This is a genomic window from Gordonia terrae, assembly GCF_001698225.1.
Lineage (GTDB): Bacteria > Actinomycetota > Actinomycetes > Mycobacteriales > Mycobacteriaceae > Gordonia > Gordonia terrae.
In genome coordinates, this window is sequence record NZ_CP016594.1 from 3,271,449 (window position 1) to 3,286,615 (window position 15,167).

Here is a 15,167-nt window from a genome sequence, read left to right on the forward strand (position 1 = left end):
TGTCGCCACGTGGTGACGACGCTGGCGCTAATGTCCCGCAGGATGACATCGCAACGCGCCGGCACCTCGCCGCAGACGCCGCCACGATGTGCTCTCGGCGAGGATTCCGATCTCGAGAGCCATCCCCCTGCTCCCCCGCCATCGGTACGACGCCCGGCGATCGCGATGCTGCTACTGCTCGCCGCGTCGATCCTGTGTGGACTGTTCGTCGCCTCGCCCGCGGTGGCCGCACCGGAGGACTCGGTACGCGTCTTCGGGGTGCTGCGCAACGGTGCGGACAAGGTCGAGGGCGTCGAGCTCGAGGCGAAGGACGCGTCGGGGACCGTCGTCGGCACGGCGACGTCGTCGGCGACCGGGGCCTGGTCGATCAACGTGCCCCCGGGCCAGTACACGATCGTCGTCGACACCGATTCGCTCCCCGACGGCGTCGAGGTCCAGAAGTCGGAGTTGCCCGTCGACGTCAGCGGCGGAACGGCACGTCCGGTCATCTTCTCCTTCGGGGACGTCCGGACCGGCACCGAGGTGTCCGCGGTCGCCGAGCTGACGCGGCTGGCCATCGACGGGATCCGGTTCGGTCTGATCATCGCCATCACCGGGGTCGGTCTGAGCCTCATCTTCGGCACCACCGGACTGACGAACTTCGCCCATGGCGAGCTGGTGACACTCGGCGCGGTGATCGCGTGGGTGATCAACGTCAAGCTCGGGGTGCAACTCATCCCGGCGACGATCCTGGCGGTCATCGTCGGCGTCGGCATCGGGATCCTGAACGAACTCGGTCTGTGGAGACCGTTGCGAAGACGACGAACCGGGCTGATCGCCATGCTCGTCGTGTCGATCGGCCTGTCGCTGGTGCTCCGCTACCTGATCCTGATCTTCTTCTCCGACCGGGCCGAACCGTTCGACGACTATCAGGCGCAGACCCAGATCGGCTCCGGTCCGTTCGCGATCACACCGGTGAACCTGGCCTGCATCGTCATCAGCATCGTGGTGTTGCTCGGCGTCGCGGTGTTGTTGCAGCGCACCAGGATCGGCAAGGCGATGCGCGCGGTCGCCGACAACAAGGACCTCGCCGAGTCGTCGGGTATCGACGTCGACCGCGTCATCCTGTTCGTATGGGCGCTGGCCGGCGGCCTGGCCACACTCGGCGGCGTGATGTTCGCGCTCTCCGAACTCGGCGGCCGGGTCCAATGGGAGATGGGCTTCAAGCTCCTGCTGCTCATGTTCGCGGGCATCACACTCGGCGGACTCGGCACGGCCTACGGCGCACTGCTGGGCTGTCTCATCGTCGGTCTGCTCGTCCAGTTGTCCACCTACATCCTCAGCCCCGACCTGAAGTACATCGGCGGCCTGCTGATCCTCATCATCATCCTGACCATCCGGCCCCAGGGCATTCTCGGATCTCGAGCGAGGATCGGCTGACCCATGGACATCATCTCAGCGCTTCAGATAGCCATCGCGCAGCTCATCGGTCCATCGGCGATCTTCTACGCCCTGCTGGCCATCGGCCTGAACCTGCACTTCGGCTACGCCGGACTGCTCAACTTCGGCCAGATCGCCTTCGCCCTGCTCGGCGGTTACGGCGTGGGCATCATGGCCGTCAACTACGACCAGCCGCTCTGGCTGGGCGGGATCATCGGCATCGCCGCCGCCGGGATGCTGGCGGTCGTTCTCGGCCTTCCCACCCTGCGCCTGCGGGCGGACTACCTGGCGATCGTCACCATCGCGGCGTCGGAGATCCTGCGCCTGGTCTTCCGGTCGACCTCCGCCGACGACTTCACCCGCTCCACCAACGGCATCTACGGCTACGCCGGCAGTTTCTTCTCCATCAGCCCGTTCGACAACGGCAAGCAGTACTCGTTCCTCGGCGTCAAGTTCCTCGGTGGCGACCTGTGGTCGATGGTGGTCGGCTGGATCGTCGTCGCGCTCTTGTGTCTGATGGTCTATCTCCTCGTCCGCAGTCCGTGGGGACGCGTGCTCAAGGCGGTCCGGGAGGACGAGGACGCCGCGCGGTCGCTCGGCAAGAACGCCTACTTCTACAAGATGCAGGCCCTGGTGCTCGGCGGCTGTATCGGTGGGCTGGCGGGAGTGTTCAACGCATTCGCCACCCAATCGATCAATCCCGACTTCTACTCGACGGCACAGACGTTCTTCGCCTACGGCGCACTGATCCTCGGCGGTGCGGCGACGGTGTTCGGCCCGGTGCTCGGCGCGATGTTGTTCTGGTTCCTGCTCGCGATTCCCGACGCGCTGTTGCGTCAGGCCACATCCGGCGACGACCCACTGCTGAATCTGTCGGCGCAGCAGGTCGGCGCATTCCGCTACGTGCTGCTCGGTCTGGCGATCATCCTGATGATGGTGTTCAGACCCCAGGGACTGCTCGGCAACAAGAGGGAGGTGCAGCTCGATGCCTGACGACTCCACGGGTTCGGCTCCCGTCCGGGCGACCCGCCGGGACCTCTCCACGCTCCCGGCCGCGGAGCGGTCTCGGTTGTTCGCCGGGGTCACCGCCGAGCCGGGCTCACCCAAACCCGATCCGATCATCGTGGTGGACAACATCTCTCGGACCTTCGGCGGCATCAAGGCCGTTCAGGTCGATCACCTGGAGGTGCAGCGCGGCGCCATCACCGGTCTCATCGGCCCCAACGGAGCGGGCAAGACCACCTTCTTCAACCTGATCACCGGATTCGACAAGCCCGACTCGGGCACATGGTCACTGAACGGCGACTCCCTGGGCCGGATGGTTCCCCACCAGGTGGCCCGTCGCGGCATGGTGCGCACCTTCCAGCTCACCAAGGCGCTCGCGAAACTCACCGTGCTCGACAACGTCCGGCTCGGGGCCACCGGGCAGCGGGGCGAGCACTTCCTCGCCGCGCTCGCGCCCTGGGTGTGGCGCAAGCAAGAAGCCGAGATCACCGACCGCGCACACGAACTGCTCCGGCGCTTCAAGCTCGACGCCAAGGCCGGCGACTTCGCCGGCTCGCTGTCGGGCGGACAGCGCAAGCTGCTGGAGATGGCACGAGCGTTGATGACCGACCCCGAGATCGTCATGCTCGACGAGCCGATGGCCGGCGTCAACCCGGCGCTGACCCAGAGCCTGCTCGAACACATCAAATCGCTGCGGGACGAAGGGGTCACGGTCGTCTTCGTCGAACACGACATGGACGTCATCCGCGACATCAGCGACTGGGTGGTCGTGATGGCCCAGGGCCAGGTCATCGCCGAATCCCTCCCCGACCGACTGGGCGACAACGAGGCCGTCGTCGACGCGTACCTCGGGGGTCATCACGATCAGGCACTGGAGTTCGACGACCAGGGTCGTCCGGTCGGGGCCACCGCGGTGCTCGCGGAGAAGGTCGAGGCAGCCATCGAGGCGACGCTGGAGGAGGGCGGGGACCTCTCGGAGGTCACCGAACTGCCGCCGTCGGCGCCGGAGACGAAGGAGGGCGGACGATGAGCACCGAGCCCGAACCCGGGCAGTTGACGCCGGCGCAGCTCGCGGCCACTGCCGAGGAGCATCGCAAACTCGCGGGAAACGCACTGATGCGCGCCGACGACATCACCGCCGGTTATCTCCCCGGCATCAACATCCTCGAGGAGTGCAACTTCTACCTCGGTGACGGTGAGATCGTCGGGATCATCGGCCCCAACGGCGCCGGCAAGTCGACTCTGCTGAAGACGCTGTTCGGACTGATTCCCGTGCGCGAGGGTTCGGTCACGCTCCGTGGCGACGACATCACCTCAGCGAAGGCGCACGTCCTCGTCGACAAGGGTGTCGGCTACGTTCCGCAGACACAGAACGTCTTCCCCGCCTTGACGATCGAAGAGAATCTGGAGATGGGCGTCTACCTGCGGCCCAAGACCTTCGCCACGAGGTTCGAGTTCGTCTCGGAGCTCTTCCCGCTGCTCTCCGAGAGGCGAAAGGTGAAGGCGGGCGCACTCTCCGGTGGTGAGCGGCAGATGGTCGCCATGGGACGCGCCCTGATGATGGACCCGGCGGTGCTACTGCTCGACGAGCCGTCGGCGGGCCTGTCCCCGATGTTCCAGGACGAGGTGTTCATCCGCTGCAAGGCGATCAACGCCACCGGTGTCTCGATCATCATGGTCGAGCAGAACGCCCGCCGCTGCCTGCAGATCTGCGACCGCGGCTATGTGCTCGATCAGGGCCGCAACGCCTACACCGACACGGGCCGCAACCTCGCCAACGACCCCAAGATCATCGAGCTCTACCTCGGCACGCTCGCGGGCAGTTCGGAGAAGAAGGCGTGAGCCGTCGGCCTGTGCCGTGACCGCTGCCGCCGACGCGTTGGGCGACAACGGGATACGAGATCAGGACCGCTGACACGACGAGACCCCCGGCCGGAACCGGGGGTCTCGTCGTGTGCGGGGGTTCTACTGCGCTGCGACCGAGACGTATTTGCGCGTCGGGGTGAGCAGGGCGTTGTTGTCGTCGAACTCGAGTACACCGTAGGAGCCGACGCTCGGCTCCCCGGCGGCGTTGAAGGCCAGGTTGCCGGTCTTGCCGACGTAGGCGATCGTCTTGCCGCCGTTCAGCAGTTCCAGGCAGGCCTGGTACGAGTCGCAGTTCTCGTCACCGTTGGTCACGCCGATGATGTTGGCCGCGATCGTCCTACCGTCGGTCGACTTGGCTGCGGTGGCCGCGAGTGCGCTCAGCACGGCGGCGTCGTAGCTCTCGCCCGAGTAGTTGAAGTCGATGAGTTCGCTGTCGAGCTCCTTCAGTGCCGCCTGGAACTCCCCGCTGGTCTGGGTCAGCGGGGTCGTTCCCTTCATGCCCTTGAGGAGACCCGGTCCCACCGATTCACCCAACGCGTTGCCCATGTTGCCGTCGACGCCGTAGACGAGCTTGCCGTCGCTCGGACCGATTCCGACCTCGTGCATGCGCGTGATGATCTTGGCGCTTTCCTCGAATCCGATGACCGCGATGCCGTCCGGGTCGAAGTTCTTCACTTGATCGACCTCGGCGTTGAACGACTGTGCGTTCGGGTCGTAGATGATCTTCTGGATCTGGTCGGCCGGGACGCCGGCCGCCTCGAGATCCCGAACGGTGTTGTCGGCCAGTCCCGTTCCGTACGGATCGTTGAGCGCGAGGATCGACACGCGCTGCACCCCGTCCTCGGCCATGGTCTGCGAGAGCGCCTGCGCCTGGAGGACATCGGCGGGTGCGGTGCGGAAGTACTGACCCTTGTCCTGGTAACAGGTGAACTCGTCGGAGGTGTTCGCCGGCGAGAACATGACCGCGCCCGCGTTTGCGACCTTGTCGATGACCTTCAGCGACACCGAGGACGACGCGGCGCCGATGATGACCTGGGTGCCGGCACTGAGTTCGCGGTCCACGGTGGCGTTGGCGGTGTCGGTGGTGGTATCCCCCGAGTCACCGGTGACGAGCTCGACCGGCTGGTCGAGGACCCCGCCCGCGGCGTTGATGTCCTTGACCGCGAGGTTCACACCCGCTTCCATGGGCGGCCCCAGGAAGGCCAGCGATCCGGTCGCCGGGAGCAGGGTGCCGATCTTCAGCGCGGCGGTGCTGGCCGGGCCTGGGGTGGCCTTCGGCGGGTTGCACGCCAGCTTCTGCGCGAGGCCAAGACCCGGAGGTGCGGGCGTGGACTCCACTGCGGCGCTCGACGACGCCTCGGAACCTCCGTCAGAACCCGAATCAGAGCTGCTGCAGCCGGCGACCACCAGCGCTGCCGCCGCGGTCACGACCACTGCCCCGCTCCTCAAAAAGCGTAAGGACATCGATGCTCTCCTTGCGTCTGGCCTGCGCGTTCGGCGTTCGGCCTGTGCGTTCGGCATTTGTGACGAGGACGGCACCTCTGAGTACAGCGGACCGCGCCTCGCTGGAGAAAAGCTAGCGCGATCTTGTTGCGGCTGCGTAAAGACAGTGAAACTGGCTTGCGCACAGACGCATTGCGTCGGCGAGGCGCTCGTGGTCAGTCGCTCCCGAGGGTCTCCACGACAACCTGCGCAACGGCTTTCATCGTGGTCCTGCGGTCCATCGCCGCGCGCTGGATCCATTTGAACGCGTCGGGCTCGGAGAGGGCCTGCTTCTTCATCAGCAACCCCTTCGCCCGCTCCACGAGCTTGCGGGTCTCCAGCCGCTCGTTCATGGTCGCGACCTCGCGCTCGAGCTGTTTGAGCTCCTGGTAACGGCTCACCGCCACCTCGATGGCCGGGACCAGGTCGGCCTTCGTGAACGGTTTGACCAGGTAGGCCATCGCGCCTGCGTCACGCGCCTTGTCGATGAAGTCCCGCTGACTGAACGCGGTCAGCATGACAACCGGCGCGAGACGCTTCTCGGCGATCTCGGTTGCCGCATCGATGCCGTCACGAACGGGCATCTTGATGTCCATGATGACGAGGTCGGGCGACAGCGACTCGGTCAGTTCCACCGCGACCTGCCCGTTCGGCGCTTCCCCGACGACGTCGTACCCCTCTTCGCGGAGCATCTCGATCAGGTCCATCCGGATCAAGGAATCGTCCTCGGCCACCAGAACCCGATGCGTTGTCGTGGTCTCACCGGCTGCTGTCGTCGCACTGTCGGTCACCGTCACCATCCCCTCCTTCACGTCGCTCACGCCGCGTCCGTGTGCACGCAGAGTACCGGTTGGCAGGCCGCTCGGCCGATCATCTAGAGTTGGACTCCGGCGCGGGGCGACCCGTGTACTGGCCCCCGTAGCCCAATTGGCAGAGGCAACGGATTCAAAACCCGTCCAGTGTCAGTTCGAGTCTGACCGGGGGCACGTAAAAAACCTGCTTGCAGGGTGGTTTGTTCTCTGTTGGCCGTGTCATGCACGTATGACGCATGGCAATTGCATGACAATTGGCCCCCCGCACCTAGTTTCTACCCCGTCGGTCGCCACAGGTCCTGAGCGATCGCGACGATGTGCCACCCGGCCAGCGTGGCGGACGGCATGCGGCACGTGATCCTCGAGGAGTTCACCTCCGACAACGTCACCGCCCTCCGAGTGGAGGTCACCTACACGATGCAGAACGGTGAGCAATTCACCCTCCCGGCGGTCACCCGCACCAAGGTCGAGAACGGTGCGATCACGGAATACCTCATCTTCATGGATGTCAGCCCGGTGGTTGCCGCGACGTCGGGCTAGGGCATCCATCGAGGTTGAGCCGAGTGCCATCCCGCGCATCCCATTCGCGACTTCTCAACGACGAGAGAGTTTTCCTTTGCGACGCACTGTCAGTTCCAGATTGTCCGGTGGTTCCGCGCTGTGCGCGTCTCTGTGCGCTTCAGCGCTTCTAGCGGTTGTCGCCAGTGGCTGCTCGAGTTCGGACCCGACGCCGTCGGCTCAACCCGCCGACAAACCGAACATCCTCATGGTCTTGCTCGACGACCTCGGTTACACCGACCTCGGTCCCTACGGTGGTGATGCAGCGACCCCCAACATCGACTCGCTCGCCCAAGAATCGCTGCAGTTCACGAACTTCCACGCCTACCCGGTCTGCGCGCCCACCCGGGCCGCATTGATGACCGGCCAGGACCCCCACCGGGTCGGGCTGGGTTCGATGGAGGGGTTCACCGCGCCCGGCGTACCGACGACGACTCCGGGATACCAGGGAACACTGGAAGGCGAGTACACCGGTGTGGCCGAGGTCCTCGCAGGAACCGACTACTCGACCTTCCAGGTCGGCAAGTGGCACCTCGGCGAGGAGCCCGGGCAGACTCCTCGCGACCTCGGTTTCGAGCAGAACTTCACCATGTACGACGGGGCCGCTTCGCACTACGCCGACAAGTTGCGGCACGCTCCTCGCGACATACCACCGGTGGACACGGTTGTCTATGAACGCAACGGAGCGCCCATCGAAGAGTTGCCCGACGACTTCTACTCCACCCACGCGTACACCGATGAGATGCTGCGCATGATCGACCAGAACGAGGAGACGGACAAGCCGTTCTTCGGATATCTTGCCTACACCGCGGTCCACGATCCCCTCCACGTGCCCGACGAGGCGCTGATCCAGAAGTACCTCGACGAGTATCTGGACGACAACGACTTCCGAGCGATGCGCACCGAACGCATCAACCGACTCGCCGAACGGGGCCTCATCAACAAGAACGTCGCCACGCGTTGGCCGGTTCAGACACCCGAATGGGACAGTCTAAATCAAGGGCAACGCCGCGACCTCGCCTATCGAATGGCCGTGTACGCAGCCATGATCGACGACGTCGATCAGCAGATCGGACGTCTGACGGATCGTCTGCGCGAGACCGGGGAATACGACAACACCCTGATCGTCCTGACCAGCGACAACGGCGCCGCCAGCGCGTCGCGAACCGTCTACACCGCCAAACCGGGTGCCGCAGAATGGCAGGACGAGCACTATCAGCGCACCGGCGACGTCGAATCCTACGGTGCGCCAGGGTCGTACCCGACTCTCGGACTACCGAACGCACAAGTGTCATCGGGTCCGTATTTCCATTCCAAGACAACCGTTTTCGAAGGCGGTACGCGCGTGCCGACCCTCGTGAAGACACCAGGTGACAGTGGTTCGTCATCGGGTCCCCGCGTGATCGACACCTACACGCACGTGGTGGATCTGTACCCGACCTTCACCGAATACGCGGGCACGGAAACGGTTGCCGGTGAGCCGCTTCTCGGCGACTCGGCCAAGCCCCTGCTAGACGGGACGTCGGACAGTGTCGGCACCGACGAGTTCGGTATGGAGCTCTTCGGGCATCGCGTCTTCCGCGAAGGCGACTGGAAGCTCGTCTACGCACCAGCGGTGGCCGGCGGGACAGGTCGTAACGCGCTCTACGACCTCGCTGCCGACCCCGGTGAGACCGCCGACGTGTCGACCCAGAACCCAGAGGTCGTCCAACGACTCTCGACCAAGTGGGATCAGTACGCGCGCGACAACGGTGTTGTCCCAGCGCCGTTCGAGGCAGTCGAGGCGGCGGCACCCCGGGTCGCATCCCTGATGTACTCCATCGACTGGACGAACTAGGGCGCGCGGTATGAGCGGTGACAACGACACGCCCCCATGCTGTGCACCGTCCTCGGCCCCTTCCGGCCGGGGACGGTCGTCGGCGGTCGCCGCGCCGTCGAAGAGCGCACCGCGACAAGAGCGCTCACGGATACCTCTCCTCGACATCAGAGCGGGCCGCTTCGCCATGGGTGACCACTTCGCGGAGGGATACCCTCAGGACGGCGAGGGGCCGGTCCACGAAGTCGACCTGCCCGCTTTCCGCCTCGCGGCGACGCCCGTGACGAACGCCCAGTTTGCAACCTTCGTCAAGGAGACCGGTCACGTCACCACCGCCGAGCAGTTCGGGGTGTCCGCCGTGTTCCACCTCGCGTTCGCCGGCGACAGCTCGGCGATTCTCCACCGGCTGGAGCAGACCCCCTGGTGGCTCGCGGTAAAAGGCGCCGACTGGAAACACCCGCATGGACCCGGCACGAACATCTCCGACCGACAGAATCACCCCGTCGTGCACGTGTCATGGGCCGATGCGACGGCCTACTGCGACTGGGCGGGCACCCGCCTACCGACCGAGGCCGAGTGGGAGTACGCGGCACGCGGCGGCACGGACGGGCGTCGGTACCCGTGGGGAGATGAGCTCACGCCCCACGGTCAGTGGAGATGCAACATCTGGCAGGGCAGCTTCCCCGTCGAGAACACCGAGGACGACGGCCACCTCACCACCGCGCCGGTCAAGAGCTACCGCTCGAACGGATTCGGCCTCTACCAGATGGCCGGCAACGTCTGGGAGTGGTGCCAGGACTGGTTCGACAACACGTACTACGAACGCTCACAAAGAGTGTCACCAACCGGCCCCACCGATGGTGAGCGTCGGGTCATGCGCGGCGGCTCATACCTCTGCCACGACTCGTACTGCAACCGCTATCGGATCTCCGCACGGTCGTCGAACACTCCCGAGTCGACGGCCGCGAACATCGGTTTCCGGTGTGCACGGTCAGCCCTCTAGTCGCGCTTACGAACCACTTGGTACTTGGGCTGCGCGTGTGAGCCTTCAGCGATTGTGGGTACACCCGTGCCGTCGGCGGAGGTCAATGCGCTTCCCCACCCCATGAAGCTGCTTCCCCACCCCACGAAGCTCTTGTAGGTGCCCATAGTCGTCCTCGCCTGCGCGCCAGGGCGGCGCGCGAACGCTGCGAGCGCTTGCCGAGACGAGGGCGCTTCAGACAGGGCCTCGTACCCCATCGTCCCGCAACAGCCGGGATGAATAGACCATTGGTACCATTATTCACTCATATGTGGATCTTTCGGCAATTGGGGCGCTAGCGTCGCTGACCAGTGATCGGCGTCACTTCCAGACCCACCAGGTGACGCCCGCCCCAGGCCACCGATCCAGGAGAAGAATCGTGACGACCAAAGAACCAACGCACGACGCGCCGCCGGAAACGGGTTCCACCGACGAACCCGGCCGCGCGCGCATCCTCGGCCTGCCCTGGCCGTGGTACGCCGCACTGGCGGTGATCGGGCTCGCGGCCGTCTACACGGGAACGCTGCCGGACAACATCTTCGGCGGTCTCGCGATCAGCATGATCATCGGGTGTGGGCTGTTCGCCATCGGTGATCGCACGCCGGCACTCTCGGCCATCGGCGGTGGACCGCTCCTCTGTGTCTTCGGTCCCGCGCTGGCGGTGTACTTCGGTCTCGTACCCGACAGCTTCTCGACGATCATCAAGGACTGGTTCAGTGGCTACGGGTTCGTCGAGATCCTCGTGGCGTCCATCATCGCGGGCAGCATCCTCGGCATGGACCGCCGGTTCCTCATCAAGGCCGGCGGCCGCTTCTGCGCCGTCATCGTCATCGCGTTCGCAGTCGTCGTCGCCATCATCGGCGGAATCGCGGCCGCCACCGGATTCGGGTTCCGCACCGCGATTTTGGAGGTCACCACGCCCATCATGGCTGGCGGCATCTCCGGAGGCGCGATCCCGCTCTCCCAGATGTACGCCGACGCCATGGGCGGTAGCGCCGAGCACTACATGTCGACGATCGTCCCGCCGATCATCTGCGCCAATCTCCTGTGCATCTGCCTGGCCTCGATGTACGCCGCGCTGACCCGGCGCCGCACCCAGCTCTTCGTCGGATTCAACGGGCACGGACAGATGCTGCGCATCCGGGCGACCAAGGAAGAGGTCGCGGCCGTCACCCGCAAACGCCCGATGACGGTCAGCACCCTGGGCACCGGCCTGTTGTTCACCGGTGCGATCTATCTGACCGGGGCGATGCTCGAGGCGGCCGTTCCGTCCATCCATCTGTACGCCTGGGTGATCGTGCTGACCGCGGCGCTCAAGCTCAGCAGCATCGTGCCCGCGGAGGTCGAGGAGAGCACGACCCAGTGGTATGAGTTCGTCGTCAAGCTGTGGGTTCCGGCCGCCCTCGTCGGCATCGGTGTCTCGTTGATCGACATCGACAAGATCGCCGAACTGGCCTCGCGACCGTCGTTCCTCGCCTTCACCGTCGCCACCGTGCTGGTCACGGCCGTCGTCGCCGGGACCGTGGGCTGGCTCCTCAAGCTGTACTTCGTCGAATCGTCGATCACCGCGGGTCTGTGCATGACCGACCTCGGTGGTTCCGGCGACATCGCGACTCTCGGAACGACCCGCCGTATGCATCTGCTGCCGTTCGCCCAGATCACCTCGCGCCTCGGCGGCGGAATGGTGCTCCTCGCGGCGTCGGGCTTCCTCGCCTTCTTCTACGGATGACACGCCGATTCAACTCGGATCACCCCAGACCACCCCAGGAAAAGGAAACGAACGAACACATGTGCAAGACACTGGCCGACAAGGTGTGGGATGCGCACGTCGTGCGGCGACGCGCGGGTGAACCCGACCTGCTCTACATCGACATGCACCTCCTCCACGAGGTCAACACCCCGCAGGCGTTCGACGGCCTCCGGGCCGCGGGCCGCACCGTGCGTCGTCCCGATCTGACCCTGGGCACCGAGGACCACAACACCCCCACCGTGGCGGTCGACAAGGAGATCGTCGATCCGGCTGCGCGCGAGCAAGTCTCGCTCATGCGCAAGAACTGCGCGGAGTTCGGGATCGAGCTCTACCGGCTCGGTGAGGACCATCAGGGCATCGTCCACGTCATCGGGCCGGAGCTCGGCCTGTCGCATCCGGGTTCGACGATCGTCTGCTGCGATTCGCACACCGCGACCCAGGGCGCGTTCGGTGCGTTGGCCTTCGGCATCGGCACCAGTCAGGTCGAACATGCCCTGGCGACCCAGACGCTGCCGATGAACCCGCTCAAGAACATGTCCGTCACCGTCGACGGATCGCTACCCCCGGGCGTGACCGCGAAAGACGTGATCCTGGCGATCATCTCGAAGGTCGGCACCGCGGGCGGCCAGGGCCACATCATCGAGTACCGGGGTCAGGCCATCCGGGAGATGTCGATGGAAGGCCGGATGACGGTGTGCAACATGTCCGTCGAAGCCGGTTCGCGGGCCGGGATGATCGCGCCCGACGAGAAGACCTTCGAGTACCTCCGCGGCCGGCCCGCCGCCCCGACCGGCGCGGCGTGGGATCGGGAGGTCGGATACTGGAAGACGCTGCACACCGACGCCGACGCCCGGTTCGACAAAGAGGTGCGCATCGACGGCTTCACGCTCTCGCCGTTCGTCTCCTGGGGTACGACGCCGGCACAGTGCGCGCCGCTCGGCGACCCCATCCCGCTGCCCGAGCACTTCGACGACCCGGTCGAGCGGGCCGCGGTCGAGCGCGCGCAGGCCTACATGGACGTCGCGCCGGGCCGACCGGTACGGGGGCTGCCGATCGACGTCGTCTTCGTCGGTTCCTGCACCAACAGCCGAATCGAGGACCTCCGTGAGGTCGCCACCGTGCTCGACGGCCGCCGGGTCGCGCCCGGTGTCGAGCTGATGATCGTCCCCGGCTCGATGAAGGTGCGCCAGCAGGCCATCGACGAAGGTCTGGACGATGTCTTCCGTGCCGCCGGAGCCGGTCTGCGTTTCGCCGGATGCTCCATGTGTGCCGCGCTCAACGAGGACCGGCTCCGTCCGGGCCAGCGCGCGGCGTCGACCAACAACCGCAACTTCGAGGGCAGGCAGGGCAAGGGTTCGCGGACCCACATCGTGTCCCCGGCCGTGGCTGCGGCGACCGCCGTCGCCGGACGGCTCGTCGCCCCCGCCGACCTCTGATCACCCCGACTGGAGCCTCCCATGGAACCGTTCACCGTCCACTCCGGCGTTGCGATGCCGTTGCGTCGCACCGATGTCGACACCGACCAGATCATCCCCGTGCGCTTCTTGACGCACAGTTCACGAACCGGCTTCGCGGACAAGCTCTTCCATGACTGGCGTGAAGAGTCCGACTTCGTCTTCAACGACCCGGCGTATGCCGGCGCGACCGTGTTGGTGGCCGGCCGCGACTTCGGCACCGGGTCGTCCCGTGAGTACGCCGTGTGGGCCCTGCAGAACTACGGTTTCCGCGCGGTGCTCGCGCCCCGGTTCGGCGACATCTTTCGCGGCAACGCCCTCACCAACGGGTTGGTGGCGGTGACCCTGCCGGCACCGGACATCGAGACCATCTGGGCTCTCGTCGAGGAGGAGCAGGCGCGGACGGTGACCGTCGACCTCGTCGCCCGCCAGGTACGGGTGGCCGACCTGACGGTGCCGTTCGATCTCGACGAGAACACCCGCTGGCGGCTCCTGGAGGGGCTTGACCACATCGATCTCACGCTGCGGGAACAGGATCTGATCGCCGGGTACGAGAGCGAACGACGTGACGCTCTGCCCGCGATCAGCCGACTGAATCTCTGACCCGTCCGATCCACCCGGTCCGGGGTCCGCACCTAGCGGACCTCGGACCTCTTCTTTTCCAGCAGCGGCACGATCCGCGGCGCGATCCGGCGGCTGAGGACGAGTTCCGAACGCGACCGCAGGACTCCCTCGGTCGCGATCATCGCCTGCAGGATCCGTTCGAAGTCCGCGTGGTCGACCGCCACGACACGGCAGAGCAGGTCGCCCTCGCCGGCCACCGAATTGACCTCCAGCACTTCGGGAATGGTCGCCAGGTGCGCGACCGTGGCGTCCATGATCGATTGCGCGATGTGCAGATGGACGAAGGCGAGGATGGAGTAGCCGAGTGCCGTGGGCTGCATCTGCGGCCGGTAGCTCGTGATCACGCCGTCGCGCGCGAACTTGTCGAGGCGTGCCTGGACGGTTCCACGTGCCACGTTCAGCCGCCGCGCGTACTCGCGGACACCCGCCTTCGGTTCCTCGACGATCAGTTTGAGGATGTCGAGATCGAGTTTGTCGAGCCGTTCGGACATCTGGGGATCACCTCCGCATCGGGTCAGTCGAAGCACGCGGTAGTCGTGCAGGCGAAGTTGCGCACCGGGATCGGACCGTTGGCCGTCGCGAGGGGCAATTTATCAGACCGATGGACCGAGGATGTCTGATCGGCGGGGAGTCACCTGTCGATGCTCGACGCGTCGGCGCCCGCACGGGCGAGCCGAGCGTGCAGATCTGCCGGCGAGTCACTCTCGGCCATCGTGCGCAGGAGGGTGCGTTCGACGGCGTCGGCGCGCACGCAGAGGTCGACGACCTCGGCGAGCGCCGCCGGCGGCACCACGCAGAGGCCGTCGTCATCGGCGATCACGATGTCGCCGGGCGTGACCAGCATCCCGCCGATCCGCACCGGGACCCCGGTCGCATCGGTCGTGTACCGGTGGCGGGCCGCGCGGGCGACGCGGGCCGAGCTCCACACCGGCAGACCGCTGTCGATGATCGACGCGGAGTCCCGGATCGCACCGTCGACGATGCATCCCGCGACCCCCGCGAGGCGGGCCCATCGTGCCGAGATCGCCCCCACGACAGCGGTGTCCGCGGGTGGAGGGCATTCGAATACGGCCACGGCACCAGGCCGAGCGGACTCATAGAGGTCACGGTCTCCCAGTACACCGAGTCCGTCCCGCCGACTGTCGGCCACCGACCCGTCCAGTCGTCGATACCGCAGGGTGATCGCGGGACCGCAGATCCGGGTGCCGGGGGTCAGCGGCACGAGGATCCTCGTCCCTGTGCTGTCTCCACAGCCGAGATGATCCAGCGCATCCGCGACCGCGGACGACACATCGGGGATGCGGTACAGAACGGACAACGCTGTGTCCGCGGCCGCCTGCTGGGTGGGGTGCACGTCGGG

Annotated in this window: 14 protein-coding genes and 1 tRNA gene; 11 read left to right on the plus strand and 4 right to left on the minus strand. The window is 66.0% G+C overall.

Annotation, left to right across the window (positions count from 1 at the left end; all coding sequences use genetic code 11):
• The first annotated feature begins 165 nt into the window (after nucleotides 1-165).
• From BCM27_RS14620 to BCM27_RS14635, 4 genes are read left to right on the plus strand one after another with little or no spacing between them, the layout of a single operon-like run.
• Nucleotides 166-1,419, plus strand: coding sequence for an ABC transporter permease subunit (locus BCM27_RS14620; RefSeq protein ID WP_004018884.1), 1,254 nt, complete (start codon nucleotides 166-168; stop codon nucleotides 1,417-1,419).
• Between the two features lie 3 nt (nucleotides 1,420-1,422).
• Nucleotides 1,423-2,412, plus strand: a complete 990-nt coding sequence (locus BCM27_RS14625; protein WP_004018885.1) for a branched-chain amino acid ABC transporter permease — start codon at nucleotides 1,423-1,425, stop codon at nucleotides 2,410-2,412.
• Nucleotides 2,405-3,454, plus strand: coding sequence for an ABC transporter ATP-binding protein (locus BCM27_RS14630; protein ID WP_004018886.1), 1,050 nt, complete (start codon nucleotides 2,405-2,407; stop codon nucleotides 3,452-3,454). Before BCM27_RS14625 ends, BCM27_RS14630 begins: the two co-directional genes overlap by 8 nt.
• On the plus strand, nucleotides 3,451-4,266 hold the full coding sequence (locus BCM27_RS14635; protein WP_004018887.1) for an ABC transporter ATP-binding protein: 816 nt from the start codon (nucleotides 3,451-3,453) through the stop codon (nucleotides 4,264-4,266). Before BCM27_RS14630 ends, BCM27_RS14635 begins: the two co-directional genes overlap by 4 nt.
• 123 nt (nucleotides 4,267-4,389) lie before the next feature.
• Here BCM27_RS14635 and BCM27_RS14640 read toward each other — a convergent pair whose 3' ends face one another.
• Nucleotides 4,390-5,754: an ABC transporter substrate-binding protein gene (locus BCM27_RS14640; protein WP_033205878.1), complete on the minus strand. Its 1,365-nt coding sequence runs from the start codon at nucleotides 5,752-5,754 to the stop codon at nucleotides 4,390-4,392.
• 194 nt (nucleotides 5,755-5,948) lie between these two features.
• Nucleotides 5,949-6,572, minus strand: a complete 624-nt coding sequence (locus tag BCM27_RS14645; RefSeq protein ID WP_033205903.1) for an ANTAR domain-containing response regulator — start codon at nucleotides 6,570-6,572, stop codon at nucleotides 5,949-5,951.
• A gap of 112 nt (nucleotides 6,573-6,684) precedes the next feature.
• Here BCM27_RS14645 and BCM27_RS14650 point away from each other — a divergent pair.
• The 7 genes from BCM27_RS14650 (at nucleotide 6,685) to leuD (ending at nucleotide 13,786) form a co-directional block, all read left to right on the plus strand.
• Nucleotides 6,685-6,758 (plus strand) — tRNA-Leu (locus BCM27_RS14650).
• 159 nt (nucleotides 6,759-6,917) lie between these two features.
• The gene (locus tag BCM27_RS14655; RefSeq protein WP_239450603.1) at nucleotides 6,918-7,124 is read left to right on the plus strand and encodes a nuclear transport factor 2-like protein; all 207 of its coding nucleotides are present in this window, start codon (nucleotides 6,918-6,920) and stop codon (nucleotides 7,122-7,124) included.
• Nucleotides 7,125-7,350: 226 nt separating this feature from the next.
• A complete protein-coding gene (locus tag BCM27_RS14660; RefSeq protein WP_004018893.1) occupies nucleotides 7,351-8,979 on the plus strand; it encodes a sulfatase-like hydrolase/transferase in 1,629 nt (542 codons plus the stop codon).
• 10 nt (nucleotides 8,980-8,989) lie between these two features.
• Nucleotides 8,990-9,961 carry a formylglycine-generating enzyme family protein gene (locus BCM27_RS14665; RefSeq protein ID WP_081486957.1) on the plus strand — a complete coding sequence of 324 codons (972 nt, stop codon included), beginning with the start codon at nucleotides 8,990-8,992 and terminating at the stop codon, nucleotides 9,959-9,961.
• Nucleotides 9,962-10,358: 397 nt separating this feature from the next.
• Nucleotides 10,359-11,708: a 2-hydroxycarboxylate transporter family protein gene (locus tag BCM27_RS14670; RefSeq protein WP_004018896.1), complete on the plus strand. Its 1,350-nt coding sequence runs from the start codon at nucleotides 10,359-10,361 to the stop codon at nucleotides 11,706-11,708.
• 59 nt (nucleotides 11,709-11,767) lie between these two features.
• Complete coding sequence (gene leuC, locus BCM27_RS14675; protein ID WP_004018897.1) at nucleotides 11,768-13,165, plus strand: 3-isopropylmalate dehydratase large subunit; 1,398 nt, start codon at nucleotides 11,768-11,770, stop codon at nucleotides 13,163-13,165.
• A 21-nt stretch (nucleotides 13,166-13,186) separates the two neighbouring features.
• On the plus strand, nucleotides 13,187-13,786 hold the full coding sequence (gene leuD, locus BCM27_RS14680) for a 3-isopropylmalate dehydratase small subunit (protein ID WP_004018898.1): 600 nt from the start codon (nucleotides 13,187-13,189) through the stop codon (nucleotides 13,784-13,786).
• A gap of 32 nt (nucleotides 13,787-13,818) precedes the next feature.
• On the opposite strand, the gene BCM27_RS14685 is transcribed toward leuD, so the two are convergent.
• Both BCM27_RS14685 and BCM27_RS14690 read right to left on the minus strand, forming a co-directional pair.
• Nucleotides 13,819-14,298, minus strand: a complete 480-nt coding sequence (locus BCM27_RS14685) for an Lrp/AsnC family transcriptional regulator (protein ID WP_004018899.1) — start codon at nucleotides 14,296-14,298, stop codon at nucleotides 13,819-13,821.
• A gap of 140 nt (nucleotides 14,299-14,438) precedes the next feature.
• Nucleotides 14,439-15,161 carry an RraA family protein gene (locus BCM27_RS14690; RefSeq protein ID WP_004018900.1) on the minus strand — a complete coding sequence of 241 codons (723 nt, stop codon included), beginning with the start codon at nucleotides 15,159-15,161 and terminating at the stop codon, nucleotides 14,439-14,441.
• Nucleotides 15,162-15,167 lie beyond the last annotated feature (6 nt).

Excerpts from the sequence above, each read along its gene's own strand:
- BCM27_RS14620 (WP_004018884.1), top strand. The coding sequence starts at position 166 with ATGCTGCTACTGCTCGCCGCGTCGATCCTGTGTGGACTGTTCGTCGCC.
- BCM27_RS14625 (WP_004018885.1), top strand. The coding sequence starts at position 1,423 with ATGGACATCATCTCAGCGCTTCAGATAGCCATCGCGCAGCTCATCGGT.
- BCM27_RS14630 (WP_004018886.1), top strand. The coding sequence starts at position 2,405 with ATGCCTGACGACTCCACGGGTTCGGCTCCCGTCCGGGCGACCCGCCGG.
- BCM27_RS14635 (WP_004018887.1), top strand. The coding sequence starts at position 3,451 with ATGAGCACCGAGCCCGAACCCGGGCAGTTGACGCCGGCGCAGCTCGCG.
- BCM27_RS14640 (WP_033205878.1), bottom strand. The coding sequence starts at position 5,754 with ATGTCCTTACGCTTTTTGAGGAGCGGGGCAGTGGTCGTGACCGCGGCG.
- BCM27_RS14645 (WP_033205903.1), bottom strand. The coding sequence starts at position 6,572 with ATGGTGACGGTGACCGACAGTGCGACGACAGCAGCCGGTGAGACCACG.
- BCM27_RS14660 (WP_004018893.1), top strand. The coding sequence starts at position 7,351 with ATGGTCTTGCTCGACGACCTCGGTTACACCGACCTCGGTCCCTACGGT.
- BCM27_RS14665 (WP_081486957.1), top strand. The coding sequence starts at position 8,990 with ATGAGCGGTGACAACGACACGCCCCCATGCTGTGCACCGTCCTCGGCC.
- leuC (WP_004018897.1), top strand. The coding sequence starts at position 11,768 with ATGTGCAAGACACTGGCCGACAAGGTGTGGGATGCGCACGTCGTGCGG.
- leuD (WP_004018898.1), top strand. The coding sequence starts at position 13,187 with ATGGAACCGTTCACCGTCCACTCCGGCGTTGCGATGCCGTTGCGTCGC.
- BCM27_RS14685 (WP_004018899.1), bottom strand. The coding sequence starts at position 14,298 with ATGTCCGAACGGCTCGACAAACTCGATCTCGACATCCTCAAACTGATC.